The 25,443-nt window shown below is 42.0% G+C and carries 25 protein-coding genes; 10 read left to right on the forward strand and 15 right to left on the reverse strand.

Features of this window, described 5'->3' with window-relative positions; all coding sequences use genetic code 11:
* The 8 genes from F0361_RS12790 to F0361_RS12825 form a co-directional block, all read right to left on the reverse strand.
* On the reverse strand, window positions 1-2,391 hold the full coding sequence (locus tag F0361_RS12790) for a TonB-dependent receptor (protein ID WP_154918998.1): 2,391 nt from the start codon (window positions 2,389-2,391) through the stop codon (window positions 1-3).
* A 121-nt stretch (window positions 2,392-2,512) separates the two neighbouring features.
* The gene (locus tag F0361_RS12795) at window positions 2,513-4,732 is read right to left on the reverse strand and encodes an NADP-dependent isocitrate dehydrogenase (protein ID WP_154919000.1); all 2,220 of its coding nucleotides are present in this window, start codon (window positions 4,730-4,732) and stop codon (window positions 2,513-2,515) included.
* A 646-nt stretch (window positions 4,733-5,378) separates the two neighbouring features.
* Window positions 5,379-5,729, reverse strand: coding sequence for a 50S ribosomal protein L19 (gene rplS, locus F0361_RS12800; protein ID WP_154919002.1), 351 nt, complete (start codon window positions 5,727-5,729; stop codon window positions 5,379-5,381).
* Window positions 5,730-5,860: 131 nt separating this feature from the next.
* A complete protein-coding gene (gene trmD / locus F0361_RS12805; protein WP_154919004.1) occupies window positions 5,861-6,535 on the reverse strand; it encodes a tRNA (guanosine(37)-N1)-methyltransferase TrmD in 675 nt (224 codons plus the stop codon).
* A gap of 13 nt (window positions 6,536-6,548) precedes the next feature.
* Window positions 6,549-6,989, reverse strand: coding sequence for a GNAT family N-acetyltransferase (locus F0361_RS12810; RefSeq protein WP_154920251.1), 441 nt, complete (start codon window positions 6,987-6,989; stop codon window positions 6,549-6,551).
* Window positions 6,990-7,026: 37 nt separating this feature from the next.
* On the reverse strand, window positions 7,027-7,647 hold the full coding sequence (locus F0361_RS12815) for a tRNA (guanine-N1)-methyltransferase (protein WP_154919006.1): 621 nt from the start codon (window positions 7,645-7,647) through the stop codon (window positions 7,027-7,029).
* 132 nt (window positions 7,648-7,779) lie between these two features.
* The gene (locus tag F0361_RS12820) at window positions 7,780-9,228 is read right to left on the reverse strand and encodes a glyceraldehyde-3-phosphate dehydrogenase (protein ID WP_154919009.1); all 1,449 of its coding nucleotides are present in this window, start codon (window positions 9,226-9,228) and stop codon (window positions 7,780-7,782) included.
* Between the two features lie 115 nt (window positions 9,229-9,343).
* On the reverse strand, window positions 9,344-10,741 hold the full coding sequence (locus F0361_RS12825) for a S1C family serine protease (RefSeq protein WP_154919011.1): 1,398 nt from the start codon (window positions 10,739-10,741) through the stop codon (window positions 9,344-9,346).
* A 127-nt stretch (window positions 10,742-10,868) separates the two neighbouring features.
* On the opposite strand from F0361_RS12825, the gene dapF reads away from it, so the two are divergent.
* The 4 genes from dapF to F0361_RS12845 all read left to right on the forward strand — a co-directional run bounded on the left by dapF (window position 10,869) and on the right by F0361_RS12845 (window position 13,982).
* Window positions 10,869-11,645, forward strand: coding sequence for a diaminopimelate epimerase (dapF, locus tag F0361_RS12830; RefSeq protein WP_154919013.1), 777 nt, complete (start codon window positions 10,869-10,871; stop codon window positions 11,643-11,645).
* Window positions 11,639-12,163 carry a GNAT family N-acetyltransferase gene (locus tag F0361_RS12835; protein WP_154919015.1) on the forward strand — a complete coding sequence of 175 codons (525 nt, stop codon included), beginning with the start codon at window positions 11,639-11,641 and terminating at the stop codon, window positions 12,161-12,163. The genes dapF and F0361_RS12835 overlap by 7 nt, the downstream gene beginning before the upstream one ends.
* Window positions 12,163-13,206 (forward strand): endolytic transglycosylase MltG, encoded by a 1,044-nt coding sequence (mltG, locus tag F0361_RS12840; protein ID WP_154919017.1) that lies wholly within the window; start codon window positions 12,163-12,165, stop codon window positions 13,204-13,206. Before F0361_RS12835 ends, mltG begins: the two co-directional genes overlap by 1 nt.
* Before the next feature lie 146 nt (window positions 13,207-13,352).
* Window positions 13,353-13,982 carry a hypothetical protein gene (locus tag F0361_RS12845; protein ID WP_154919019.1) on the forward strand — a complete coding sequence of 210 codons (630 nt, stop codon included), beginning with the start codon at window positions 13,353-13,355 and terminating at the stop codon, window positions 13,980-13,982.
* Window positions 13,983-14,036: 54 nt separating this feature from the next.
* Here F0361_RS12845 and F0361_RS12850 read toward each other — a convergent pair whose 3' ends face one another.
* From F0361_RS12850 to dnaA, 3 genes are read right to left on the reverse strand one after another with little or no spacing between them, the layout of a single operon-like run.
* Window positions 14,037-14,759 (reverse strand): SAM-dependent methyltransferase, encoded by a 723-nt coding sequence (locus F0361_RS12850; protein WP_154919021.1) that lies wholly within the window; start codon window positions 14,757-14,759, stop codon window positions 14,037-14,039.
* Window position 14,760: 1 nt separating this feature from the next.
* Window positions 14,761-15,216, reverse strand: coding sequence for a low molecular weight protein-tyrosine-phosphatase (locus F0361_RS12855; protein ID WP_154919023.1), 456 nt, complete (start codon window positions 15,214-15,216; stop codon window positions 14,761-14,763).
* Window positions 15,217-15,222: 6 nt separating this feature from the next.
* The gene (gene dnaA / locus F0361_RS12860) at window positions 15,223-16,647 is read right to left on the reverse strand and encodes a chromosomal replication initiator protein DnaA (protein WP_154919025.1); all 1,425 of its coding nucleotides are present in this window, start codon (window positions 16,645-16,647) and stop codon (window positions 15,223-15,225) included.
* Window positions 16,648-16,852: 205 nt separating this feature from the next.
* Between dnaA and F0361_RS12865 the strand changes: the two genes are divergently transcribed.
* The gene (locus tag F0361_RS12865) at window positions 16,853-17,248 is read left to right on the forward strand and encodes an acyl-CoA thioesterase (RefSeq protein WP_154919027.1); all 396 of its coding nucleotides are present in this window, start codon (window positions 16,853-16,855) and stop codon (window positions 17,246-17,248) included.
* A gap of 11 nt (window positions 17,249-17,259) precedes the next feature.
* On the opposite strand, the gene F0361_RS12870 is transcribed toward F0361_RS12865, so the two are convergent.
* From F0361_RS12870 to ribD, 4 genes are read right to left on the reverse strand one after another with little or no spacing between them, the layout of a single operon-like run.
* Window positions 17,260-17,874, reverse strand: coding sequence for an IMPACT family protein (locus F0361_RS12870; protein ID WP_154919029.1), 615 nt, complete (start codon window positions 17,872-17,874; stop codon window positions 17,260-17,262).
* On the reverse strand, window positions 17,875-18,774 hold the full coding sequence (locus F0361_RS12875; RefSeq protein ID WP_154919031.1) for an EamA family transporter: 900 nt from the start codon (window positions 18,772-18,774) through the stop codon (window positions 17,875-17,877).
* A complete protein-coding gene (locus F0361_RS12880; RefSeq protein ID WP_154919033.1) occupies window positions 18,774-19,376 on the reverse strand; it encodes an HAD family hydrolase in 603 nt (200 codons plus the stop codon). Before F0361_RS12880 ends, F0361_RS12875 begins: the two co-directional genes overlap by 1 nt.
* On the reverse strand, window positions 19,354-20,448 hold the full coding sequence (gene ribD, locus F0361_RS12885; RefSeq protein ID WP_317131736.1) for a bifunctional diaminohydroxyphosphoribosylaminopyrimidine deaminase/5-amino-6-(5-phosphoribosylamino)uracil reductase RibD: 1,095 nt from the start codon (window positions 20,446-20,448) through the stop codon (window positions 19,354-19,356). Before ribD ends, F0361_RS12880 begins: the two co-directional genes overlap by 23 nt.
* A 104-nt stretch (window positions 20,449-20,552) precedes the next feature.
* Here ribD and F0361_RS12890 point away from each other — a divergent pair, with 104 nt between their 5' ends.
* Genes F0361_RS12890 through F0361_RS12910 form a run of 5 tightly spaced genes read left to right on the forward strand, consistent with a single transcriptional unit; the run spans window position 20,553 to window position 25,426 of the window.
* Window positions 20,553-21,038 carry a GNAT family N-acetyltransferase gene (locus F0361_RS12890; protein WP_154919036.1) on the forward strand — a complete coding sequence of 162 codons (486 nt, stop codon included), beginning with the start codon at window positions 20,553-20,555 and terminating at the stop codon, window positions 21,036-21,038.
* 1 nt (window position 21,039) lies between these two features.
* Window positions 21,040-21,894, forward strand: coding sequence for a peptide chain release factor N(5)-glutamine methyltransferase (gene prmC, locus F0361_RS12895; RefSeq protein WP_154919038.1), 855 nt, complete (start codon window positions 21,040-21,042; stop codon window positions 21,892-21,894).
* A complete protein-coding gene (gene ligA, locus F0361_RS12900) occupies window positions 21,891-23,885 on the forward strand; it encodes an NAD-dependent DNA ligase LigA (protein WP_154919040.1) in 1,995 nt (664 codons plus the stop codon). The genes prmC and ligA overlap by 4 nt, the downstream gene beginning before the upstream one ends.
* A 9-nt stretch (window positions 23,886-23,894) precedes the next feature.
* Window positions 23,895-25,133: a cation:proton antiporter gene (locus tag F0361_RS12905; protein ID WP_154919042.1), complete on the forward strand. Its 1,239-nt coding sequence runs from the start codon at window positions 23,895-23,897 to the stop codon at window positions 25,131-25,133.
* Window positions 25,130-25,426, forward strand: coding sequence for a hypothetical protein (locus F0361_RS12910; protein ID WP_154919044.1), 297 nt, complete (start codon window positions 25,130-25,132; stop codon window positions 25,424-25,426). Before F0361_RS12905 ends, F0361_RS12910 begins: the two co-directional genes overlap by 4 nt.
* Window positions 25,427-25,443: the final 17 nt, after the last annotated feature.

A 25,443-nucleotide genomic window follows, 5' to 3' on the forward strand; every position in this document is an offset into this window, starting at 1 on the left:
TTATAATTTAAAATTGTAGGTTACCGCCGGTACGATTCCAAAGATAGAAGTCCGTACCGCTTCGTTCGCTCCTGTATCATCGTTCCTTCTAAAATTAATGGCTGCAGCATTTCTCCGATTGTATACATTGTAAATGCTGAATACCCATTCTCCCTTCATTTTTCGGTTTTTGTTTTTTCTGGGGGTAAGACTTGCGGAAACATCCAATCGGTTGTAAGCCGGTAGACGCTCCTCGTTTCTAAGACCGTAGTAAGGCACTGTTAGGCCTTGAAACTCGAACTGACCTACGGGGTAATTTGTAGGTTGTCCCGTTTGGTAGACAAAATTGGTGTTAAAGCTCCATTTTTCATTCAAATCGTAGCTCGCAAATAAAGAAACATCGTGGGTCTTATCAAATGGAGTGTTGTACCAATTTCCATTATTTATTCCTGTTTCCAAGGTATTGGTTCCGTTTATGGTCCTTCCCGGTGTCCGCTGTTCTGACTTGGATAAAGTGTAGGCCAACCACCCTTGGAATTTGCCTTCATTTTTGCGGAACAAAAGCTCTAGACCATACGCCCTGGCTTCCCCGTTTAATATTACCTGCTCTATGGAATTATTCGCTATTAGGTTCGCCCCATCAATATAATCGATTCTATTTTGTACGTCCTTGTAAAATACTTCGGTCTCCAAACTATAATCGTCATTACTGAAGCTCTTGAAATACCCCAAGGCATATTGGTCCAACAATTGCGGTTTTACAAATGGACCGCTGGGTGTCCAGACATCCAAGGGAGTAGGGGAGGCCGTGTTGGACAATAGGTGCAGGTATTGGGCCAAACGTGTATAGCTCGTTTTTATGGAACTATCCTCGCTTAAAGTATAGGATAAGGATAATCTGGGTTCCCAATTGGTAAATTGGGCCAAACTTTCATTTCTGCCAGGTGTAGCAACGGATATTGGATCCGCTTCCTGATAAATAAATAAGAGGGGGTCAAAATTTACAGGATTGTCATTGGCATAGACATTGATTTCATCCTGCCCAAGCCTATTAAAATAACTGAACCGGAGACCATAGCCCAAACTAAGATTGTCCGTCAACCTATGTTCCACATCCACATAGGCCGCAAGTTCGTTGGCATATTTTTGGATAAGTTGTTCTTCCAAGATCCCAGAATTCTCATTACTGGGTTCTATTTTACCGGGATTGAATTGGTAGTAAATATTATTCAGGCCATAATTGACCTGTAATTTGTCATTCAAGTAATGTTTTAGGTCGTATTTCACATTGAAATTCCGGATGCCAGAGTTCCAATTAAAGCCCACAAAGTCTAATTTTAATCCATAGTAATAGTCCGAATAAATCAAGGAAAGGTTGGAGAAGAGTTTATCCGAAAAAAGATGGTTCCATCTAAAGTTACCAACCGCATTTCCATAGGTATTTACAAAGCTATCGCTTATGCCAAATACATCCCTACCAAAATAACCGGATAGAAATATGTTGTTGTTATCATTGATTTTATAATTGATCTTGGTATTCAGATCATAAAAATAGGCTGTATTGTCAATATCGAACAACGGAAGGAACAAATGGGCATAGGAAGCCCTTCCGCCAATTAGAAAAGCAGCCTTGTCCTTGGCAATCGGCCCCTCTAAAAGTAACCTACTCGCAACGGCTCCAATGCCCCCGTTCATCTTAAATTCCTTGCTGTTCCCTTCCTTTTGAAAAATGTCCAAAACCGATGAAACCCTTCCCCCATATCTGGCAGGAATACCGCCTTTATATAGTTTGATATCCTTAATGGCATCTGGATTGAATACCGAAAAGAATCCGAATAAATGGGAGGAATTGAAGATGATGGCCTCGTCCAATAGAATGAGATTTTGGTCTACCGAGCCACCACGTACGTTAAACCCCGATGCCCCCTCACCAGCATTTGTGACCCCAGGAAGTAATAAAATTGACTTTATAACATCGGCCTCACCAAGGATTACAGGTATTTTTTTGATAGTTCCCACAGAAAGGGTGTTGACACTCATCTGGGGTTTTCTAATATCCAATTTTTCCACGTTTTCCGTGACGACTACTTCCTGTAGCTGTTCCGCTTCTTCCGCTAGTTGAAAGTCAATTTTCTTATCCCTATCCAAAGAAATAGTTTGGATAATATCCCTAAATCCCAAATAGCTTACTACCGCCTGATAGTCGCCTTTGGGAAGCGTAATGGAATAAAAGCCATATTCGTTTGTTGTAACGCCACTTCCCAAGCTAGGAAAGGCTATTGTAACACCAATTAGGGTCTCGTTGCTGGATTCCTCCGTAATTACACCGCTTAGTGTATATTTTTCCTGGGCAAAAACATGTGTGTAAAAGCAGGAACAAAGAAATAGAAATAGCCAAAGCGGCTTGGTCATAGTAGTTTCTTTCAAAAATAACTAGAAATACCTAACCAATTAAAAGGTTAACGATATTTTAAAATTAAAAACTAAAAAGCCTCTAGTAAAGAGGCTTTTAAGTGGTAAATATTTGAGCAATTTATAGGGTACCCAATATTCTATTTAACGTATCACTGGGTCGCATTGCTATGGATTCCAGATTGGGATTTGGTTTGTAATAACCGCCAACATCCTGTGGACTTCCCTGTGCATTCATCAACTCATTCAAAATCTGTTCTTCACTACCCTTAATTTCCGAATTTATGGTAGAAAAAATAGACTTTAATTCGGTATCCTCATTTTGATTCGCCAAAGCCTCTGCCCAGTACATAGCCAAATAAAAATGACTGCCCCTAGTATCCAATTCCTTCACTTTTCGTGAGGGGGATTTATCGTTCAATAGGAACTTTTCCGTGGCGGCGTCCAGTGCATCGGCCAACACCTTGGCTTTTGGATTGTTATTTTTTTCACCATAAAATTCCAAGGATACACCAAGGGCTAGGAATTCGCCCAAAGAATCCCATCTAAGATGTCCTTCTTCCAGGAACTGCTCCACATGTTTTGGTGCTGATCCCCCGGCTCCTGTCTCAAAAAGTCCACCACCGTTCATCAACGGTACAATGGACAACATTTTGGCACTTGTGCCTACTTCCAATATGGGGAACAAGTCCGTTAAATAGTCCCTAAGCACGTTCCCAGAAACAGAAATAGTGTCCATTCCTTCCTTGATTCTTTTTAGCGTATATTTCGTTGCCTCTTCAGGGGACATGATTTGGATGTCCAGACCATCTGTGTCTTGCTCTGGGAGATATTTTTTTACTTTTTTGATAAGTTCGCTATCATGGGCCCTATTCGCATCCAACCAAAAAATAGCGGGGACATTGGTGGCCCTGGCACGGGAAACCGCCAATTTGATCCAATCTTCGATAGGTGCATCCTTCACTTGGCACATGCGCCATATATCGCCTTTTTCCACGGAATGCTCTAATAAGGCTTCTTCGGTATTTAGGTCGATAACCTGGACCGTTCCTGCTTTTGGAATTTCAAATGTTTTGTCATGAGAACCATATTCTTCGGCCTTTTGCGCCATGAGGCCCACATTAGGAACGGTACCCATAGTGGTAGGATCAAAAGCTCCATGTTCCTTGCAGAAATCTATCGTGGCGGAGTATACTCCTGCATAGCTACTATCAGGTATCACCGCTTTTGTATCTTGGACTTTACCTTGTGAGTTCCACATTTGTCCGGAATTACGGATCATCGCTGGCATAGATGCGTCGATTATAATATCACTGGGAACATGCAAATTGGTAATTCCTTTATCCGAATTTACCATGGCAAGTGACGGTCCTTCCTCTAGGACGTCATTGATTTCACTTTCGATGGCCGATTTTTGATCAGCCGATAGTTTTTCAAGCTTATTGAAAAGTACTTCTAATCCGTCATTAGGATTAACCCCTATTTTATCGAAAGTCGCCGCATTTTTATCAAAGACCGGTTTAAAGACAGTTTCTACTACATGCCCAAAGATGATCGGGTCCGAAACCTTCATCATAGTGGCCTTTAAGTGTACGGAGAACAAAACCCCCTTATCCTTTGCGTCTTGGACCTGTTCCCTTAAAAATGCCAAAAGTGCATTTTTGCTCATCACCGTAGCATCTATAATTTCGCCGGTTTGAAGCGCTATTTTATCCTTTAGTACAATTTTGTCACCGTCGGTGGTATTCAGAACGATTTGTGCCGAAGTAGCGGCAGGAATGGTCAATGATTTTTCGTTCGATTTAAAATCACCATGGGACATCGTAGCCACGTGCGTCTTGGAATCCGCTGACCATGCACCCATGGAATGCGGGTTTTTCTTGGCGTAGTTCTTTACCGCCCTTGGAGCTCGTCTATCTGAATTTCCTTCCCTTAAAACAGGGTTTACCGCACTTCCTTTTATTTTGTCGTATTTGGCCTTTATTTCCTTTTCTTCGTCCGTCTTTGGTTCGTCAGGGTAATCCGGTAATCTATATCCTTTCGATTGTAGTTCGGCGATGGCCTCCTTTAATTGCGGAATGGAAGCACTAATGTTCGGTAGTTTTATAATATTGGCTTCTGGTTGTTTTGCCAGTTCTCCCAACACGTCCAAATCATTGGGAACTTGCTGCTCTTTGGTCAAATATTCAGGAAAAACGGCTGCAATTCTACCTGCCAAGGAAATATCCTTGGTCTCGATTTCAATTCCCGAAGTCTTTGTAAATGCTTTAACAATAGGTAGGAACGAAGCCGTTGCTAGGGCTGGTGCCTCATCCGTTTTGGTATAGAAAATTTTGGACATTCGTATATTTTTTAATTCAAGAGGTGCAAATATACAATTTTATCCAGCCTAAAGTTGGAGCTAGCGCCTTAATATTTCAGGCTTTTGGGAAGTTTTGTTAAATAACAAAAGCCATATCAATGTACTAATACCTTGATATGGCTTTTTAGAAATAGCTTACAGACATGTTGTTCTAAAATTAATTAGAACTGCAACCCTTGGTTGCTTCTGCGTCACTAAATCAACGTTTGAAATGTGTTTCAATCTTAATTCTGTAACCAAGTATTTACTCTACATTTCGTTTTTGTTGCCTTAGCATTAAAATTAAAAACCGTGAGATTTATAAAATCTTATTGCCCACATGGGTTTAAAAAGCGACAGCCTTTAAAGCCTATGCTCATCTTCATAACTAATTCCCTAGAAAAAAGCTATTCCGATTAAGCCACAATATAAAGAACGCAAACTTTATAGTGATTGGAAGTTACTACTATCTACCTCAGTTTTCTTCCTAAAATCACACTTAAATATAATAAAAAAATCTTAAATAAAGGGTGTTTTTCCAACTAATTAATAATTAACAATTTATGAACTTTAGATGTTAACAATTGTTCATAAAAAAACACCGAAGGATTTTCGGTGTCTTTCTAGTATTATTCGGGTAAAGAAATTAAGAACGAACCTCTTTGATTCTTGCTTTCTTACCGGTCAAACCTCTAAAGTAGAATATACGTGACCTACGTACCTTACCTTTCTTGTTAACCTCGATTTTTTGCAGGGCAGGAAGATTGATCGGGAAGATTCGTTCCACACCAACAGTTCCAGACATTTTACGGATTGTAAAAGTTTCAGTTGCTCCGGTTCCTCTTCTTTGGATTACCACTCCCTTAAAGAACTGGGTACGTGTTTTTTCACCTTCCTTGATTTCATAGTACACGGTAATAGTATCACCGGCGGAGAAGTTTGGAAAGTCTTTCTTGGTTACAAATTCGTCCTGAACAAATTTTACTAATGATTCCATTTTATTTTTTATATCGGAATTAAATTAAAACAACGTTCACGATTATCGTCAGAGGTTGATTTAACAGGGTGCAAAAATACTTCGAAATTTAAAATCCACAAATTTTTTATTCTATTTATTTTCCTGGGGCTTTATTCCAGCAGGTCTGGTCGTAGTCTCTGCGTTCGTTCGTGCGCCATTTCTTCTCGCCATTGTTCTATTTTTCCAAAATTCCCACTCAGTAAAACCTCCGGCACCTTCACTCCTTTGTACTCCGCCGGTCTCGTATATACTGGTGGAGCCAACAATCCGTCTTGAAAACTATCCGTGAGGGCAGAAGTTTCATCGTTCAGCACGCCCGGCAGTAATCTTATTATGGTATCACAAAGGACGGCAGCCCCCAATTCACCGCCTGAAAGCACATAATCCCCAATGGAAATTTCCTTGGTTATGAACATGTCCCTAACACGTTGGTCAACCCCTTTGTAATGGCCACAAAGAATAATTATGTTTTCCAGTAAGGAAAGACTGTTCGCAATTTTCTGATTTAGCGTCTTTCCATCTGGGGTCATATAGATTATCTCATCATAGCTTCGCTGGGATTTCAGTTGGGATATACATTTATCTATCGGTTCTATCATCATCACCATGCCGGCGCCGCCTCCAAATTGATAGTCGTCCACTTGATTGTAATTGTTTTCCGTATAGTCCCGTAAATTGTGAAGATGGACTTCAACCAAACCTTTGTCAATGGCTCTTTTTAGAATTGAGGCATCGAACGGGCTTTTTAATAATTCCGGTAAAACGGTTATAATATCGATTCGCATGGTACGAGCTATTTTATTGCGCGGACCAAAAGTAGTGAAAACAGTGCGAATCCTTTTCCCAACCCATTTTCTCGTAAAGTCTTCGGGCAGGGTTGTCAACGGCCGTTTCCAAGGCCAAACCCTTAAATTCGTGTTCGGCACAAAATTGTTGTGCGCTTTTCAATAAAAGTGCACCAAAGCCCTGACCTCTGTAATCCGGATGTACAAAAAGGTCGTTTAGAATCAGGGTGGGTTTTAAGGATACGGAGGAGAATGTAAAATAAAGTTGGGTGAAACCCACAGGAACCTCTTCTGACAATGCAATGAATATAAGGGAGTCCTTATTTTGAAATCGTTCCCTTAAAAAATTCTCGGCTCTTTTTAAATCGGACGCTTGCTTGTAGAAAAACCTATATTGGTCAAATAATGGAACTATTTGTTCTAGGTTTTCAATATCGGCTTTTATGACAATCATGCTATAAAAAAAAGCTCCCTTAAAGGAGCTTTGGAACTTATTTCGTTTTCTTTTGTTTGTTGAGTTCGTCCTGTAGTTTCCGGCTAATTTTCTGTTCACGCTCCAAGGCCCTTCTTCTATGATCTTCATATTCTACTTCCAATTCGGCCAAATTTTGTTTTGCTTCCTGGGTCAGGATATTGCTATTTCTAAACCTGTAAACGAAAATACCAAGAAGAATGAAAAGCCCTATAATAATTGTCCATAAAATAATATTATAGGTGGCCTTTGAAACCGAAATCCCCAAGAAGGACATACTATCCTTTTCTTCGGTAACTGCTGCGAGGTTTGAAGTCGTTTCTTCCAGTTTTTTATTCAAGGAGCTAATGGTAGTTTCATGTTCTGAAATGGTCGCATTCAAACCGGCCGCTCTTTGGTTAAAGGCCCTAACCGAGTCCAATACATTTTCACGTAGTTTATAAAGGTTCACTTCCTTTACCACTTCATAGCGCACGCCGTCAGCTCGATAGTTTCCGGATTTTTTTGAAATATAGTCGAACTGACTACTTATAGGGCCGCTGTCCAAAGAAAGAGACTCATCTTCTTCAGATTCCTGCGCAAAACTTAAACTGGTGGTTAATAGGACTGCAAATAATATTAGTATCCTTGAAATTTTCATTCGTATTTAAATTTCCGTTTAACACTGATTTAGAGAAGACTAAAGTAAATTTTTAAAATTAAATGGTGAAAAACCTCAGCCTTTAATTAATAGGTACGTAAAAACTTTCAAAAAGGATGTTCTGTACCAAGTCTAATAATAGGTATAACGTCTTACTTTGGTAATATATTTTGCAAGTCTAATTACCTGTTGCGAATATCCAAATTCATTATCGTACCAAATGTAAAGAACCAAATTTTTACCGTTGTCCGAAACAATTGTCGCTTCGCTATCGTATACTGCCGGTGCCACCGATCCAACAATATCCGTTGAAACCAATTCTTTGCTCAAACTATATTTTATTTGCTCCACCAAATCACCTTCCAAGGCGTACTTTTTAACAATTGTATTGATACCTTCCAAGGAAGTTTTGTTTTTGATATCCAAGTTGAGAATCGCCAATGACCCATTGGGAACCGGAACCCTTATGGCATTGGAGCTCAATTTGCCTTTAAGATTGGGTAGGGCCTTGGCCACGGCCTCTCCGGCACCTGTTTCCGTAATCACCATATTGAGACCTGCGGCCCTTCCACGACGATATTTTGTATGCATGTTGTCTACAAGGTTCTGGTCGTTGGTGTACGCATGTATGGTTTCCAAATGGCCCTTTTTTATACCGACCGAATCGTCTATGACCTTTAATATGGGCGTAATGGCATTGGTGGTACAGGATGCGGCAGAGAATATATGCGTAGTCTCCGGGTCATACTCCAAATGGTTTACTCCATGGACGATATTGGGTACACCTTTGCCTGGTGCGGTTAAAAGTACTTTGGATACCCCCGTGGCATTTAAATGCCGCGATAGTTGGGCCTGGTCTCTAAATGCCCCGGTATTATCGATTACTAAGGCATCGGATATTTCATATTGGGTGTAATCTACTTCCTCGGGTTTATTGGCACTTATGATTTGAACTGTGGTACCATTTATCAATAATACGTTATCCTTGGCATTTACCGTGACGGTACCGGTAAAATTACCATGGACGGAATCGGTACGCAATAGACTGGCCCTCTTTTCCAATAGTTCCTCATTTAGTTCCCCACGCACGACTATGGCCCTAAGCCGCATTTGATTGCCTTTTCCGGTTTTGGACATGAGCTCCCTGGCCAATAATCGACCAATTCTACCAAAACCGTACAAAATGACATCCTTTGGTTTGATGTCTTTGTATTCCGTGGCCGACTTTAGTTTGTCAATAACAAATGCCTTTACGTTGTTGAAATTATTATCATCGGAATGATACTCATAGGTCAATTTGCCAATATCCAATTTTGCAGGTGGGAGTTTTAGATCATTGATGGCCCTAAGGATTTCAACGGAATCAAAGATGGAAATGGGTTTTTGCACGAACTCCCCGGCATACTCGTGTAACCGGATGATGTCGCTTACATTGTGATCTATCAAAGGATTTTTAAAAAGTACGATTTCTATGGACCTGTCGTACCACAGGTCGCTGATAATCTTTATGAATTCTGTGGTAGCTTTTCTTCTATCTGCCTGGAAGGCCAGCTCTTTTTCGAAGGATATTTTACGAGACATATGGTTTTTTTGTTATAAATAATGTCAAAATTAAGCCTTTTGTAAAGTTTTGTAACAACTAAATACAAAAAAAGCATCCGTTTATGGCGGATGCTTTCCAAACTTAAAATTTGAATTATTGAAAAATTAAGCGTTCTCGTTCGCCCTTCTCGTTGACCATGGTAATTATTGTTTTGCCATACCTGGAAATGGCTCCAAATGCGGTATCCGCATCTGAAATGTTCTTTATTTCCTTATCATCTACCTGCACTATAACCTTGCCTTCCAGGCCATATCCTCGGTAACGCTCCGGTACCCCGGTAATTTTTACCCCTGATTTTGTCCTGAATCTTTTTTGGTCGTCTTTGGTCAAATTTTTTACTTCCATGCCCATTGCAGGTACCACCAATAATTGTCGTTCCTTTAACACAACTGGCAAAGTGAGCAGTTCCTGATTTCTTTCAACGGTTACATTGATGGTGTCGTTCGGCCTTTTGGTGCCCAAATACCCCGTAAGGTCCGGGTACTTATGAATATCTATTTGGTCCACTTTTTTAATGATATCGCCCAATTCCAAACCTGCCTCATCGGCTCCGGATTCTTCCTCGATTCTTTCTATATATACCCCGTCGATATTGTTTATGCCTTTTTCTATGGCATCCCTTGTATTAACGGGAGCGGGACTTATACCCATAAACGCCTTTTGAACGTTCCCATATTCCATAATATCGTTTACTACTTTTTTTGCGATATTGCTGGGTACGGCAAAGGAATACCCCACATAGGATCCAGTTTGGGAGGAAATGGCCGTATTAATGCCGATAAGGTCACCATTAGTATTTACCAAGGCCCCGCCGGAATTTCCAGGATTTACCGCGGCATCCGTCTGGATGAAGGATTGATTGGAACGGGTATCCAGGCTTCTGGCCTTGGCACTCACGATTCCCGCAGTTACGGTAGATGTCAAATTAAATGGGTTTCCAACAGCCAATACCCATTCCCCGATTTTAGTATTGTCAGAATCCCCAAATGCCAAATAGGGCAACTTGTCATCCGTCTCTATTTTAATCAGGGCAATGTCTGAATTTGGATCTGTACCCACCAATTCAGCTTCATAGGTCTGATTATTGTTCAAGGTTACCTGCAATTGGGTTGCATTGGCTATTACGTGATTGTTGGTAACGATGTAACCATCTTGGGAAATGATGACCCCGGATCCTGTTCCTACTTGAGGGGTTACGGTACCTCCAGAACCATAAAAGAAGTCAAAAACACTGCTTCTACGGGTGCTAAGGGTCAGGTTCTTGACATGCACCACGGAGTTGACGGTACGTTCCGCAGCGTTCGTAAAGTCCACCTCATTGATGCCCGAACCTAAAGCGGAAGTTGGTGTATAACTTGTACTGAAAACAGGCTGTGCCTCATCCGTGGTTACAATGGCATAATTGGGTCGTTCAAAGAATAACTTATAGGCGCCCAGGGTAATGGCACCTGCAAAGATGGAAACAAGTAAAAGTCCTCCAATTCTCTTCATAATCTATACTGTTTTAACCTTTTAACAGTAAAATTACATCATTTCCATTTTTGTGGTAGTGGTTTAACGACTTTTTAACTGCAAGGAAGCCTCAATTAAATCATATCTTTGTGCTTTAAACTGGCCTATGACCGCTACTTTTTTTAAATATCAGGGAACAGGGAACGATTTTGTACTATTCGATAATCGGACCTTATTTTTTCCGAAAGAGAACCATGAACTCGTAGCTTTTTTGTGCAATAGGAGGTTTGGCATTGGAGCCGACGGACTCATTCTTCTTGAAAATGATGACTCCCTAGACTTTAGAATGGTGTATTACAATGCTGATGGCAAGGAAGGGAGTATGTGTGGAAACGGGGGAAGATGTGTTGTGGCCTTTGCCCAATTTTTGGGTATCATCGATGAAAAAACCGATTTCATTGCCGTGGATGGACCTCACAACGCAACGGTCAATGGGACTACGGTAAGCCTTAAAATGCAGGATGTAAAGGAGCTCAAGACCAAACCCAATGCCTTGTATTTGAATACGGGTTCGCCCCACCATGTGCAAGTGGTCACGAATCTGGAGAAGTTCAACGTGGCCAAGGAGGGTTCCAAAATACGATATGGTATCTATGGTGCAAACGGTAGCAACATCAATTTTGTGGAACAGGAGTCTAAGGACACTTTCAAGGTAAGGACGTACGAACGGGGCGTGGAGGATGAGACACTTTCCTGCGGAACAGGGGTTACCGCCGTAACGTTGGCAATGCACCATTTAGGTAAAATTAACGGTAACTATGCGAATATCAAGGCTATGGGCGGTAATTTGAAGGTTGAATTTGATTACAGCGATAATACCTATAATAATGTGCATTTGATAGGGGAGGCCAAGCAAGTGTTTAAAGGGGAGATTTCATGGTAAGTCTACAGGGAAATATCATAAAGCTGAGGGCCCTGGAATCGGCGGACTTAGATTTGCTTTTTGAATTGGAGAACAATCCGTCGGTTTGGGAAATCAGTGGTACAATTGCACCCTACTCGAGGGATGTCCTAAATTTATATCTTGAAAATGCCCACAGGGATATTTATGATGTCAAACAATTACGTTTGGTAATTTCTACCTTGGATAATGAGGCCATCGGTTTGTTAGATTTATTTGATTTCGACCCGAAAAATAGAAGGGCGGGAGTGGGTATTGTTATATCGGATGAAGGGAACAGAAACAGGGGGGTCGGTACGGAAGCATTGGAAATACTGTGTAAGTATGCATTCAAGACCTTAAATTTACGCCAGTTGTACGCCAATATTTTGGAAGGAAACGAACGAAGCCTGTACCTATTTAAAAAACTGGGTTTTGAATTGGTGGGAACCAAACGGGATTGGATTTTCAACGAAGGTATTTTTAAAAACGAACTGTTGTTTCAAAAGATTTTTAAATAATGTACATCAAAAAAATTGTGGTCGCCATTTTGCTGCTCGGATTGATAGGAGCAGGCATATTTGCGTATGTAGTCTATAGTACTTTTTTTACGCCCAATACCAGTTTTAACAATAAGGAGGCCTTTGTTTATATTGGCTCAAATGATTCCTTTGCCGATGTAAAGGAACAAATGGAACCACTGCTGACCGATGTTTCTTCCTTTCAAAAGGCCGCGGAAAGAAAGGGATATGCCTCCAACATTAGGGGTGGTAAATACCGAATTACTAAGGGAATGACCAACAATGATATCATAAACAACCTAAGGGTAAACAATATTCCCGTTCGCGTTTCCTTCAACAATCAGGAGAATACGGCCTCTTTGGCGGGTAGGATCTCCGAACAAATTGAAGCCGATAGTCTCAGTCTTTTGAAAGCCTTTGACGATGGGGATTTTTTGGAGGGTAACGGCTTTGACCAGGAATCCAAGTTGGCCCTCTACATTCCCAATAGCTACGAATTTTTTTGGAACACTTCCGCGGAGGAATTCCGGGACCGTATGCTAAAGGAGTATCAACGGTTTTGGAACGAGGATAGGCTGGCAAAGGCAAAGGCCCAAAATATGAGCCCCAATGAAGTTGTTGCGTTGGCATCCATTGTCCACAAGGAAACCGCCAAGGTGGACGAGAGGCCGCGGGTAGCCGGTGTTTATGTTAACCGATTAAAGGCCGGTATGCTCTTACAGGCGGATCCTACCGTAATCTATGCTATAAAAAAGGAAACAGGTAATTACGACACTATAATTAAAAGGGTGCTGTACAGGGATTTGGAAATGGACTCTCCCTATAATACCTATAAATATGCCGGTGTTCCCCCAGGGCCCATTACCATGCCCGATATCAGTGCCGTAGACGCTGTTCTAAATCCTGAAAAACACAACTATTACTATTTTGTGGCCAATGTTGAGGACTTTGGATACCACATGTTCGCGGAGAACATTGCGCAACATAACCGAAATAAGGAGCAGTATATCCGCTGGCTTAACGCTCAGAAAATCAACAGATAGGCTCTAATCGGAATTTTAAGACATGTTAACTAAAAGTGTATATTTTTAACAAATTCTTGCCATTTTACCTTTTTAACATGTCTAACTTTGCCCCCAGAAATTTAAGCAAGCACTTTTTTCGCTGTAAGTCTTAAGAAAAACACTTTATGAAAAGATGGATATTGTTTACTTGTCCTCTTATCGTGATTTTTATTTTTTCGAGCTTCAGTTTCAGTCTGTACAACGTTGAAGTTCCAGAAGCTCTAAAAGTAAAAGAACCCCCTCCGTTTTTGTTCCCCCAGGACAAAGCTTATTTTGAGAAAATGAACGTACGGCCGCCCTTTATTGGTAGCAGGTACATCGGTTTTAAGGAGGCCTTGGCCTTTAAGGAATCGCAAGGAAGCTATTCAGCTGTAAATTCCTTTGGTTATTTGGGTAAATACCAATTTGGTGTGAATACACTGGCTTTGGTAGGTGTACATGATTCCATACACTTTTTGGAAAACCCTTCTTTACAGGAAGAGGTATTCGAAAAGAACATTGCCCGAAACAAATGGATCTTACGGAAGGATATCAAAAGATTTGTAGGCAAACAGATCAATGGAATTGAGATTACCGAATCTGGAATCGTGGCCGCAGCGCATTTGGCAGGGCCGGGAAACGTAAAAAGGTATTTACGTTCCTTTGGTAGAACCGATGTTATCGATGGCTACGGTACGACCATCGCGAATTATCTTAAAATGTTTTCGGGCTATGACATTACGATGATCAAACCGGTAAAAAATCCTAGGATTTAAAGTAATAAGTAGATATGAAAATGGGAAAGCCTTGGCAGCGATGTCAAGGTTTTTTTATGCTTGGATGATAAAGATCGCGGGTCGTTTGTGAAGGTCCACCTGTTCAACTTTCCAATCGGAAGCGGTTTTGGTTCGGATAAATTCGGTATTCAGCGTAATATCGCAGGCAACACAGATTCTCGTAGTTCCTGAAACCGTTCTCACCAGTTCCTCCAATAATTTATTGTTCCTATAAGGGGTCTCGATAAAGATTTGGGATTGATTTTCTTCCTTGGATTTTCTTTCCAGCTTCTTTATTTGTTTTTTTCTTTCCGCACCGTCAATGGCCAAATACCCATTGAAAGCAAAATTCTGACCGTTCATGCCACTCGCCATAAGGGCAAGTATAATGGAGGAAGGGCCTACCAAAGGTACTACTTGGATTTGTCTTTCATGGGCGATGCGAACTACGGCGGCACCTGGGTCTGCGATACCGGGACAACCTGCTTCGGATAGGATGCCCACGTCGTTTCCTTCCAAACAAGGATTCAGGAAACTTGGTATTTCCGATGCTTCCGTAAATTTGTTCAGTGCAAAAAGTGTTAATGAGGGTTGCGATTTTCTAGGTGAAAGTTTCTTGATAAAATGACGGGCCGTCTTTTCGTTTTCTACAATATAGATGTTTATTTCCTCGATGGCCCGTTTTATGGAAATGGGCAACACTTCCAAAGGCGGGATTTCCCCAAGTGTGGATGGTATCAGATAGAGTTTGCCCTTTTTGGATGTAGCGTCTGCCATGTTATTCTGAAAGCTTTTTGGCAATTTCCCCACAGGCCGCATCTATCATCTGAAAGACCTTTTCAAATCCATCGACCGAATCGTAATATGGGTCGGGTACCTCTACATCACCTGTTTTGACTTCACTTAATAATAGTTTAACCTTACGTGCCTGTTCCTTGTTCTTGCTCAACCCGATGATGTTTCCATAATTGCTTTTGTCCATGGCATAGATGACATCAAATTCTTCCAAATCGGCAGCGGTTAGTTTTCGGCATATCTGATTACTGATATCGATACCGTATTTTCTAGCGACCGCAATAGATCTGGAATCGGGCGGATTTCCAATATGATAGCCTCCCGTTCCGGCAGAATCCACAAAAACCATGCTTGTATCTACCTTGTTTTTTAGAATGCCCTCGGCCAATGGCGACCTACAGATATTTCCAAGGCAAACCATTAAGACTTTGGTTTTCATACCTTTTTAGGAGAATTTTTTTGTCAGGTCATCTATATATTTTCGGAACTGTTTGTCCGTTTCAGCAAGGTTATCGACCGTTTTGCATGCGTGCAGCACAGTGGCATGGTCCCTTTTGCCTATTTGTGAACCAATGCTGGCCAAAGAAGCCTTGGTGAATTTTTTGGCAAAGAACATGGCCAATTGCCTGGCCTGTACAATATGACGTTTCCTGGTTTTGGATTGTAGGGTGGCTACATCCATTTCAAAGTAATCAGATACCACTTTTTGAATGTAATCAATGGAAACTTCCCTTTTTGTATTTTTTACGAATTTCTCAACGACCTGCTGTGCCAAATCTATGGTGACCTCCCTTTTATTCAAGGTGGACTGTGCGATCAATGAAATAATGGCGCCTTCCAGCTCCCTAATATTGGTCTTGATGTGTTTGGCCACATATTCAATAATATCATCCGGCATTTCCACACCATCACGATATAACTTGTTCTTTAAAATGGAAATTCGAGTTTCATAATCCGGACTCTGCAACTCCGCCGATAATCCCCATTTAAAGCGGGACAACAGACGCTGCTCAAAATCCTGCATGTCCACAGGAGCCTTATCCGAAGTTAGGACTACCTGTTTTCCGTTTTGGTGGAGGTGGTTGAAAATATGGAAGAACACATCCTGGGTACCGGACTTTCCGGATAGAAACTGCACATCGTCTATAATCAGCACGTCTATCAATTGATAGAAATGAATGAAATCGTTTCGGGTATTCTTCTTAACGGACTCGATATACTGCTGTGTAAATTTTTCCGCTGATATATACAATACGGTACGCTCTGGATATTTGTCCTTTATTTCAACCCCAATGGCATGAGCCAAATGTGTTTTTCCCAATCCAACGCCGCCAAAAATCAATAAGGGATTAAAGGAGGTGCCCCCGGGTTTATTGGCTACGGCCATCCCTGCGGAACGGGCCAAGCGATTGGAATCGCCTTCCAAATAATTATCGAAATTATAATTGGGGTTTAATTGTGATTCAATTTTGATATTCCGTATACCTGGAATTACAAAAGGATTGCGAAGTTCCGGGTTTTTGGATTTAATGGGGACGTCCATTTCTTGGGGACTCATATTGCCCCGGTTGGAACTAGGAATTTTTTCCGTGAATGGTTCTTTATTGCCATAGGTGTTCTCCATTCTAATAATGTACACCAATTTGGCAGTCTCACCCAATTGTTTTGTCAATGCGACCTTGAGCAATTTCACATAATGCTCTTCCAGCCATTCATAGAAAAATTTACTGGGGACTTGAATGCTCAAAGCATTGTTTGAGAGCTTTATAGGTTTAATGGGTTCAAACCAAGTTTTGAATGCCTGCGGTTGGATATTATCCTTGATAAATACCAAACAATTTTTCCATACGGAATCGGCAGTAACATTCATAATAATTAAAGCTCTTGTTATTGGTTAGTTAAAAGCGAACAAATTCTAAAAATAGAGACCATTATGTTGGCTCTGTAAGGTGGACAAATATGTGAACAAAAATTCTAAAAAAAAAATCAACGCCTATTGAATTTGACCTTTTTTTTTCTCATGTTCGTTGCCTACCAACGGGGGCTTTAAATATATAGTATTTAATTAGAAATCAATGGGATTTAATGAAATTTCTTTTCGGGTCAGATATGGAGAAACGGACCAAATGGGCGTGGTGTATTACGGTAACTACGCGCAATACTTGGAGATGGGAAGAGTTGAGTGGCTAAGGTCCCTTGGGTTATCCTATAAATGGATGGAGGAACATGGGGTAATGTTGCCGGTAATTTCCCTCAAGATCGATTACAAGATTCCGGCACTTTATGACGATCTTATTACGGTACGTACGCAGCTTAAAAAAACACCCTCCGTACGTATCGAATTTGACTATGTAATCTCAAATGAAAAGGATGAGGTTTTGGCAGAGGCAAATACCGTTTTGGTGTTTATGGATTCTTATAAGAAAAAGCCTATAAAGTGTCCGGAATATATCTTGGAAAAGTTGCCGTAAATTCTACAACGTTATTCGTGGACTTTGACCGAAATTTTGTGAAATGCTTCCAATTGTTCCAAAATATCGGATATCATTTCTTTTTGAATCGATAGTAGTATTTCACAATCCAAATGTAGCTTTTGGTCCACAATATCCAATTGATGTTTTTTAATGAATCGCATGACTGTATCCATTTCGGAATATTCGAAGACAAGGGTTATTTGCTGGGTTAGCACTTTTTCCATGATTAGGGAATTTTCCAAGGACATTTTGGCCGTTTCCCTGTAAGCGCTTATCAAACCGCCAACCCCTAGTTTGGTGCCGCCAAAAATTCGGACTACAACAACAAGAATGTTGGTTACGTCAAAGGATTGGATTTGTCCGTAAATGGGCATTCCTGCGGAATTATTGGGTTCCCCATCGTCGTTGGCCCTGTACCGGATATCGCTGACCCCCAATTGCCACGCATAGCAAACATGATTCGCCGATGGGTGCCGCTTATGGAGTTTCTCAAGTATCGGTTTTACGGCATCTTCGGACTCGATAGGAAAAGTATAGCCATAGAATTTGCTTTTCCTTTCCTTAAAAAGAACCTCCTCGCTTGGTTTATCGACCGATTGGTATTTGGTTGCTTCCGGTTCCATCTATGGGGTTTGTCCTAATAATATATACTCTATTCTGGTTCCCAAAGCCACAAGTACGATGCTTACAATGGCCAGGCCTATTCCAAACCAATTTTTACTACTTATCCGTTCCCTGAACAATAGAATTCCCAAAAAGGTAGAACACATGACAATGGCTACGTTGTTAATCGTAAATATTGAAGCGCTATTTAAAGTATTACTATCCAATGTCTTCATTAGAAAATAGATAGAAAAATAATTGGGAACACCCAAACATATACCGCCCAGCACATTCTTTAGATTTACAAGGATACCATTCTTAACGGCCTTTACTAAAACAAAGAGGGTACCACAGGTGGCGGCAGAGCCAAATACCATGGCAGAAAACAGCGGAAATTCTTCTTCTGGAACGGATATTTGTTGGGCGTATTTAATACTTGTATCGATTATGCCCGACCCTATGAAGACGGCTACTGGCAATAACAACAAGTACGTATGGTTTACTACCGTTTTTTTACGCATTGTAGCTAAATAGACTGCTGCCAAGGCCAAAAGGATGCCTAGGATTTCAAATAGGCCGAGCCTTTCCCCGTACATCCAGACACCAAATACGACAGGGATGGCCAAGGACATTTTAGTCGCTACCGATGCCGCGGAAACACCTATTTTTTGTGATGTTGCCGCCATTAGGTTAAAAACGATGATGAATAAAACCCCCAACGCCAACGTTCCCAAAAACCATGGCTTTTCAGTGGTTGTTGAAAACGTAACCTTTCCTTGGTAGAAATACAGGCCTACGGAACATGCGATAAAATAATTGACGATTATGGCATAAAGGGTCTGTACGCCGTATCTGGCATACATTTTAAAAATCACGAATATCAAGCTGGATGCAAGAACGCTTAACGCCAAGTATTCCATTACAACTTTTTGTTTAGCTCCGTAATATCTTCCTTGCCAACTTGAAGATTCCAGCAACGTATTCCCAATTTTTCCGCACTATCCGTATTTGCCTTGGTGTCGTCAATGAACAGTGTTTCTTCGGGAATCAAGGCGTTTTCGTTGAGTACATGCTCGTAAATATCGCTGTTGGGTTTCCGCATCTTGATTTGTTGTGACAGATAGAAGCCTTCAAAACAATTCTTGAACCGGTCAAAACGATCTTCGCCCATCGTCTTTTGTACATATTCAATGTGAAGGTCATTCGTATTGCTCAATAAAAACAAACGGTGGGATTCTTGTGCTTTCAAATTCTCAATGAATTCCAATCGGTGTTCCGGGAAATCAAGTAAAATGGAATTCCAGGCATCCAATAGATCAGTTTCCGTTGCTTCCGGATACATTTCCTTTAAACCTGCCAAAAAATCCTCAGAGGACATAAGGCCCATTTCATATTCCTTGCATAGCAAATCCAAAGCATCGGTATATTCCGTGTATCCAAAAGCGGCCATCTTTTTGAACACCGCCGTTTTGTCCAAATTGATGAAGATGTCCCCAAAATCAAATATGATGTTTTTTATCATTCCTTATTATTTTTAATTGGTCGTTTACTATTGATCTTTCTGTTGTGAGTTGCCCCTGCAATGTTGGGGCTTTAATTCCTTTTTCAAACGTGTTTTTGCCGATAAAGATTCGGGCTTCGTCCCAAAGATTTGCATCGATAAAAGCTTGCAGGGTTTTGGCCCCACCTTCCACAAAAACACTCAGTATATTCCTTACAAAGAGATTTTTAGACAACCCTAAAATAAATTTATCATTAAATTCAATAAACTGTAAATTATAATTTTGTATTTTATTATCTAAATTATTAATAGAACTAATAACAATGGTGGGCTGTTTCCCGTCCAAAACATGAAAACCTTTTGGTATTTTGCGATTTTTATCGATGATGAGTCGGATGGGTGCACTTCCTTTCCAAAGTCTTGTGTCCAATTTTGGATTGTCCTCCAATACGGTATTGGTGCCCACCAAAATGGCCTGTTCCTCGCTCCGCCATTTATGGACCAATTGCCTTGAATAGGTGTTGGTAATCCAATAAGGTTCGGCTTTGGAATTTCGAAGTTCCTTGATGGGCGCTATAAAACCATCGGCTGTTTCCGCCCACTTTAATACTATGTAGGGGCGTTTTTGTTCATGAAAAGTCAGAAATCGCCTGTGGTGTTCCCTGCATTCTTTTTCCAAAACTCCCATAGTGACCGAGCATCCAGCCTTTTCAAGGATTTCCATGCCTTTTCCGGCAACTTTTTCGTGTGGATCTTTTAGACCTATGACGACCTTGGGTATCTTGTTTTCAACAATGAAATTGGCGCAGGGCGGGGTTTTTCCAAAATGGGAGCAAGGCTCCAGGGTTACATAGAGGGTTGATTTTGAAAGCAGGGTTTTATCCTTTACGGAACAAATGGCGTTTACTTCGGCATGGGGTCCACCAAAAGGACTGGTGTAGCCTTCCCCAATAATACGGTCGTTGTGGACAATGACGGCACCTACGGAAGGATTGGGTGCTGTGGTGCCCATCCCATTTTTGGCGATTTCAAGGCAACGTCGCATGTATTTTTCATTCACGGACATAGAGTGGTTCTGGATGATGGCGTCCATACCCAATGGGTACGGCTTGTTGAAAACTGTTTTTTAGCTTTTTGCCCAATTCGTGTATCTTCACCATTCAAAAATAGTACTTTAAAGCCTATTATTTTAAAGCAATGCAAGAGGTTGAAATACGGGAGATAAGACCTACCGATAATGAGGAAGTGGCACGAGTAGTGCGCGAGGTTTTGGTAGAAATGGGCGTTCCCAAAGTAGGCACCGCCTACGCGGATACTGCCTTGGATCGCATGTACGAAACTTATGATGTGCCTAGGGCCACCTATTTCGTTATCGATGACGGTGGTAAAATCATTGGTTGTGCCGGTGTTGCCCAGTTGGAAAACTATGATGGCAACGTTTGTGAGCTTCAAAAAATGTACTTTTTGAAGGCTGCCCGTGGGCGTGGTTTGGGTGCAAAAATGATGGAGACCTGTTTGGAACGCGCACGGGAATTCGGTTTTGAGAAATGTTATTTGGAAACCATGCCGTACATGGAGGATGCCCAAAAGCTCTATAAAAAGTCCGGTTTCGAATATATCGATGCGCCCATGGGAAATACGGGGCATTATTCCTGTCCAGTTTGGATGCTGAAGACCTTGTAATATGTTGCTCAGTGAATTAAAAAAGATTTTTCATAAAGAATTGGATGCCCTTTACGGAAAAGAGGAGGTTTCCAGTTTTTTTTATTTGCTGATTGAGGAATATCTGGGTCTGCAGCGATTTGTCCTTGCCATTCAGCCAGACTTGCGAATTCAAAAGGATGAGGAACCCAAGATGTTCGAAGCATTGTCAGAATTGAAAGAGCATCGCCCCATTCAACATATAATCGGGTCGGCGCACTTTATGGGTATGGACTTCAAGGTGGGTCCGCAGGTGCTGATACCCCGTCCGGAGACGGAAGAATTGGTGCGATGGGTGTTGGCCGATGTGGATAAACAGGCCAATCTGGACATTTTGGACATGGGAACGGGGAGCGGTTGTATCGCCATCGGCCTTGCCAAATCCTTGAAAAATGCAAGTGTTCAGGCTCTGGATATTTCGGAAGAGGCGCTTGAAGTCGCCCGAGGGAATGCCCTTAAAAACGAGGTCGAAGTTCATTTTTTTAAGGCCGATATGTTGGATTTTCATAGTAAACTGTCATTTGATATAATTATATCCAATCCTCCTTATGTCAGGAAGTTGGAAAAAAATAAAATGAATAAAAATGTACTATTGTTCGAACCTGAGTCCGCACTCTTTGTCTCCAATGAAGACCCATTGATTTTTTATAGTGGAGTGGCCCGTTTTGCATCCAAACATCTAAAACCAAACGGTATGTTGTACCTGGAAATCAATCAATACCTTGGCCCTGAAACATGCACCTTATTGGATACCTTCGATTTCAATACCATTGAATTGCGCAAGGATATGTACGGGAACGACCGAATGATAAAAGCCATAAAGAATAGCCAACTATGAATATTGAAGAAACCATCAAGGCCTTACGGGAGGAGCTGAGAGACCACAACTATAATTATTATGTGTTAGACAAGCCAACGATTTCCGATTATGAGTTTGACATGAAACTCAAGGATCTTCAAGCTTTGGAAGCACAGCATCCCGAGTTTTATGATGAAAGTTCGCCTACCATCCGCGTGGGTGGTATGGTTACAAAGCATTTTGAAACCGTTGTGCACGAGCATCGCATGTATTCCTTGGACAATTCCTATTCCAAGGAGGATCTGGAAGATTGGGAAAAACGAATCCAGCGTAATTTGGGCGACGCACCTGTATCCTACACCTGTGAGCTTAAATATGACGGCGCATCTATCAGTATAACCTATGAACACGGGAAATTGGTGCGCGCGGTGACCCGTGGCGACGGTTTTCAGGGCGATGATGTCACCACAAATATCAAAACGATCAAGTCGGTTCCCTTACAATTAAAAGGGGATTATCCGGAAAAATTCGATATACGGGGGGAAATCATACTGCCATTCGACGGTTTTGCCAAAATGAACGAGGAGCGTATCGCCAACGGGGAAGAACCTTATATGAATCCCAGGAACACGGCTTCGGGAAGTTTGAAATTACAGGATAGTTCTTTAGTGGCCCAACGGCCGTTGGAGTGTCTTTTGTACAGTATTGTTGGTAGGAACACGGGGATAAGCACCCAGTTTGAAATGTTGGAAAAGGCGAGGGAATGGGGTTTTAAGGTGCCCACCGTGGCCAAATTGTGCCATAGCACCCAAGAGGTGATGGATTTTGTGGAATATTGGGATGTAAACCGACACAGTTTGCCGTACGAAACGGACGGCGTAGTGGTGAAGGTGAACAGTATCCAACACCAGGAGGAACTGGGGTATACCGCCAAATCCCCAAGATGGGCCATGGCCTATAAATTCAAGGCGGAGCAGGTATACACCGTATTGAACGAAATCACCTATCAAGTTGGGCGCACTGGGGCAATAACCCCTGTGGCCAACCTGCAGCCCGTTTTGTTGGCGGGAACGACCGTCAAACGGGCCTCCCTACACAATGCCGATCAAATCGAAAAACTGGATATAAGGGAAGGGGATACCGTTTTTGTGGAAAAAGGAGGGGAAATCATTCCCAAGATCATTGGGGTGGATGTATCCAAACGGCCAACAGATTCCAAACCGACGCAGTATATTTCGGAGTGCCCGGAATGCCACACAGCCTTGATCCGAACTCCAGGCGATGCAAAACATTATTGCCCCAATGAATATGGCTGTCCGCCCCAGATTACCGGTCGGATTCAGCATTATATTTCTAGAAAGGCCATGGATATTGAAGGGTTGGGCGGTGAAACGGTGGAGTTGCTCTTTAAGGAAGGCCTGATCAATGATTATGCGGATTTGTACGACCTTACCAAAGAGCAATTGTTGCCCTTGGAGCGGATGGCGGAGAAATCGGCAGAAAATTTGGTCCAGGGGGTTGCGGATTCCGTTAAGGTGCCTTTTGAGCGGGTTTTGTTCGCCTTGGGCATTCGCTATGTGGGCGAGACCGTTGCCAAGAAGTTGGCGAAAGCCTATAAATCTGTCGATGCACTGATGGTGGCGACCAAGGAGGAGTTGGTTTCGGTGGACGAGATTGGCGACCGGATTGCGGAAAGCGTCGTGGATTTTTTCCAAAACCCAAAGAACTTGGATGCTGTAAGCCGATTGCGACAGAAGGGGGTCCAGTTGGAACTATCGGCAGAAAAACTGGAAAACCAAACCGATGTTTTGCAAGGTGCTACCTTTGTAGTGTCGGGCGTATTCGAAACAGTGAGTCGGGACGAACTTAAAAAACTAATTGAGGACAACGGCGGCAAGGTGGGTTCCTCCATTTCTTCCAAAACAGGATATTTGGTCGCCGGGGACAAAATGGGACCTAGCAAAAGGACCAAGGCGGAGTCGTTGGGTATCCCGATTATCACGGAAAAGGAGTTTTTAGCAATGATTTAAATAAAAGGTATGGATTATTTCATTATCAGTGCAATACTGGTTTTTATTTCTGCAATTTTTGGGTACATCAATGTCCGATTTTTGAAGTTGCCCAATACTATTGGCCTGATGCTGATCACCATTGTGTTTACCTTAGTCGTTTTTGTTATAGGTTATGTGGATGACACCCTTTTAAATGCCGAAAGGTATATTATTTCCAAAATCGACTTTAAGACCGTGCTCTTGGATATCATGCTGAGTTTTCTGCTTTTTGCCGGGGCCCTGCATACGAACTTTGAGCAATTGAAGGTGCAGCGATGGCCCATTTTGGTTTTCTCCACCTTGGGTGTTTTGGTCTCTACCTTTTTGGTGGGTACCATCATGTTTTATCTATTGAAAATGACGCCCATGGACGTAAACTATATCCATTGTTTGCTTTTCGGGGCGCTTATTTCCCCAACGGATCCCATCGCCGTTTTGGGAATCTTGAAACAAGCGGGAGCTCCCAAAAAGCTGGAAACCAAAATTGTGGGCGAATCCCTGTTCAACGATGGGGTAGGCGTAGTTGTGTTTTTGACGATTTTTAAAATGGCCTCCTCCGGTGGTGCCCCAGTAGAACCCATCGAAATTTTGGAGCTTTTTGGGGTAGAGGTCATTGGTGGTATTCTTTGGGGATTATTGATTGGTTGGGTTACGTACCGAATGATGCGCAGTATAGATGATTACGATATCGAGGTCATTATTACGCTTGCCGCGGTAATGATGGGAACGGTGGTGGCCCAAAAGTTGCATCTTTCCGCACCATTGGCCATGGTAACTGCAGGTTTGGTCGTGGGGAACGATACGGTGCGAAATTCGGCCATGTCCAAAACCACGGAAACTTATGTGGACAAGTTTTGGGAATTGCTGGATATTCTCCTTAACACCTTGTTGTTCGTGCTCATCGGTATGGAGATGTTGGTCATCAGTTTTGAAACCAGTTATATCGTAGCCGGATTGATTGCCATTCCCATCGTGTTGGGATGTCGTTTTTTAAGTTTGTTGATGCCCATAAAGTTTTTTGAGAAACGGTTGGATTTTGTACCCGGAACCAATTTGGTCATGACCTGGGGCGGACTGAGGGGCGGGATATCCATCGCCTTGGCTTTGGGTCTGACGCAGGATATGAATCGGGATTTGTTTTTGGTTATAACCTATGTAGTGGTGGTCTTTTCCATTATTGCCCAAGGTCTCACTGTTGGTAAATTAGTAGAACGCGTTACAAAATGAAACCAAAGGATTATACCGAATTTGAAGCGACACTTTTAGCATCCCATCCAACATCCGATTGGCCAGAGGGACTAAAAGCCCTTTGGTTCGATGCCAAAGGCGACTGGGAAGCATCCCACGACATTGCCCAGGAAATGCATAATTCATTAGGGAGTTGGATCCATGCCTACCTCCACCGAAAGGAGGGCGACCGATTCAATGCCGGCTATTGGTACCGACAGGCAAATAGGCCTTTTTCAAAATTGTCCTTGGAAGAGGAGCTTCGGGAAATTGTGGAATTTGTAATAGGGTAACTGGGATTTCTTTGGAT

It is taken from the genome of Maribacter flavus (assembly GCF_008386635.1).
In the GTDB taxonomy this organism is placed as follows: domain Bacteria; phylum Bacteroidota; class Bacteroidia; order Flavobacteriales; family Flavobacteriaceae; genus Maribacter; species Maribacter flavus.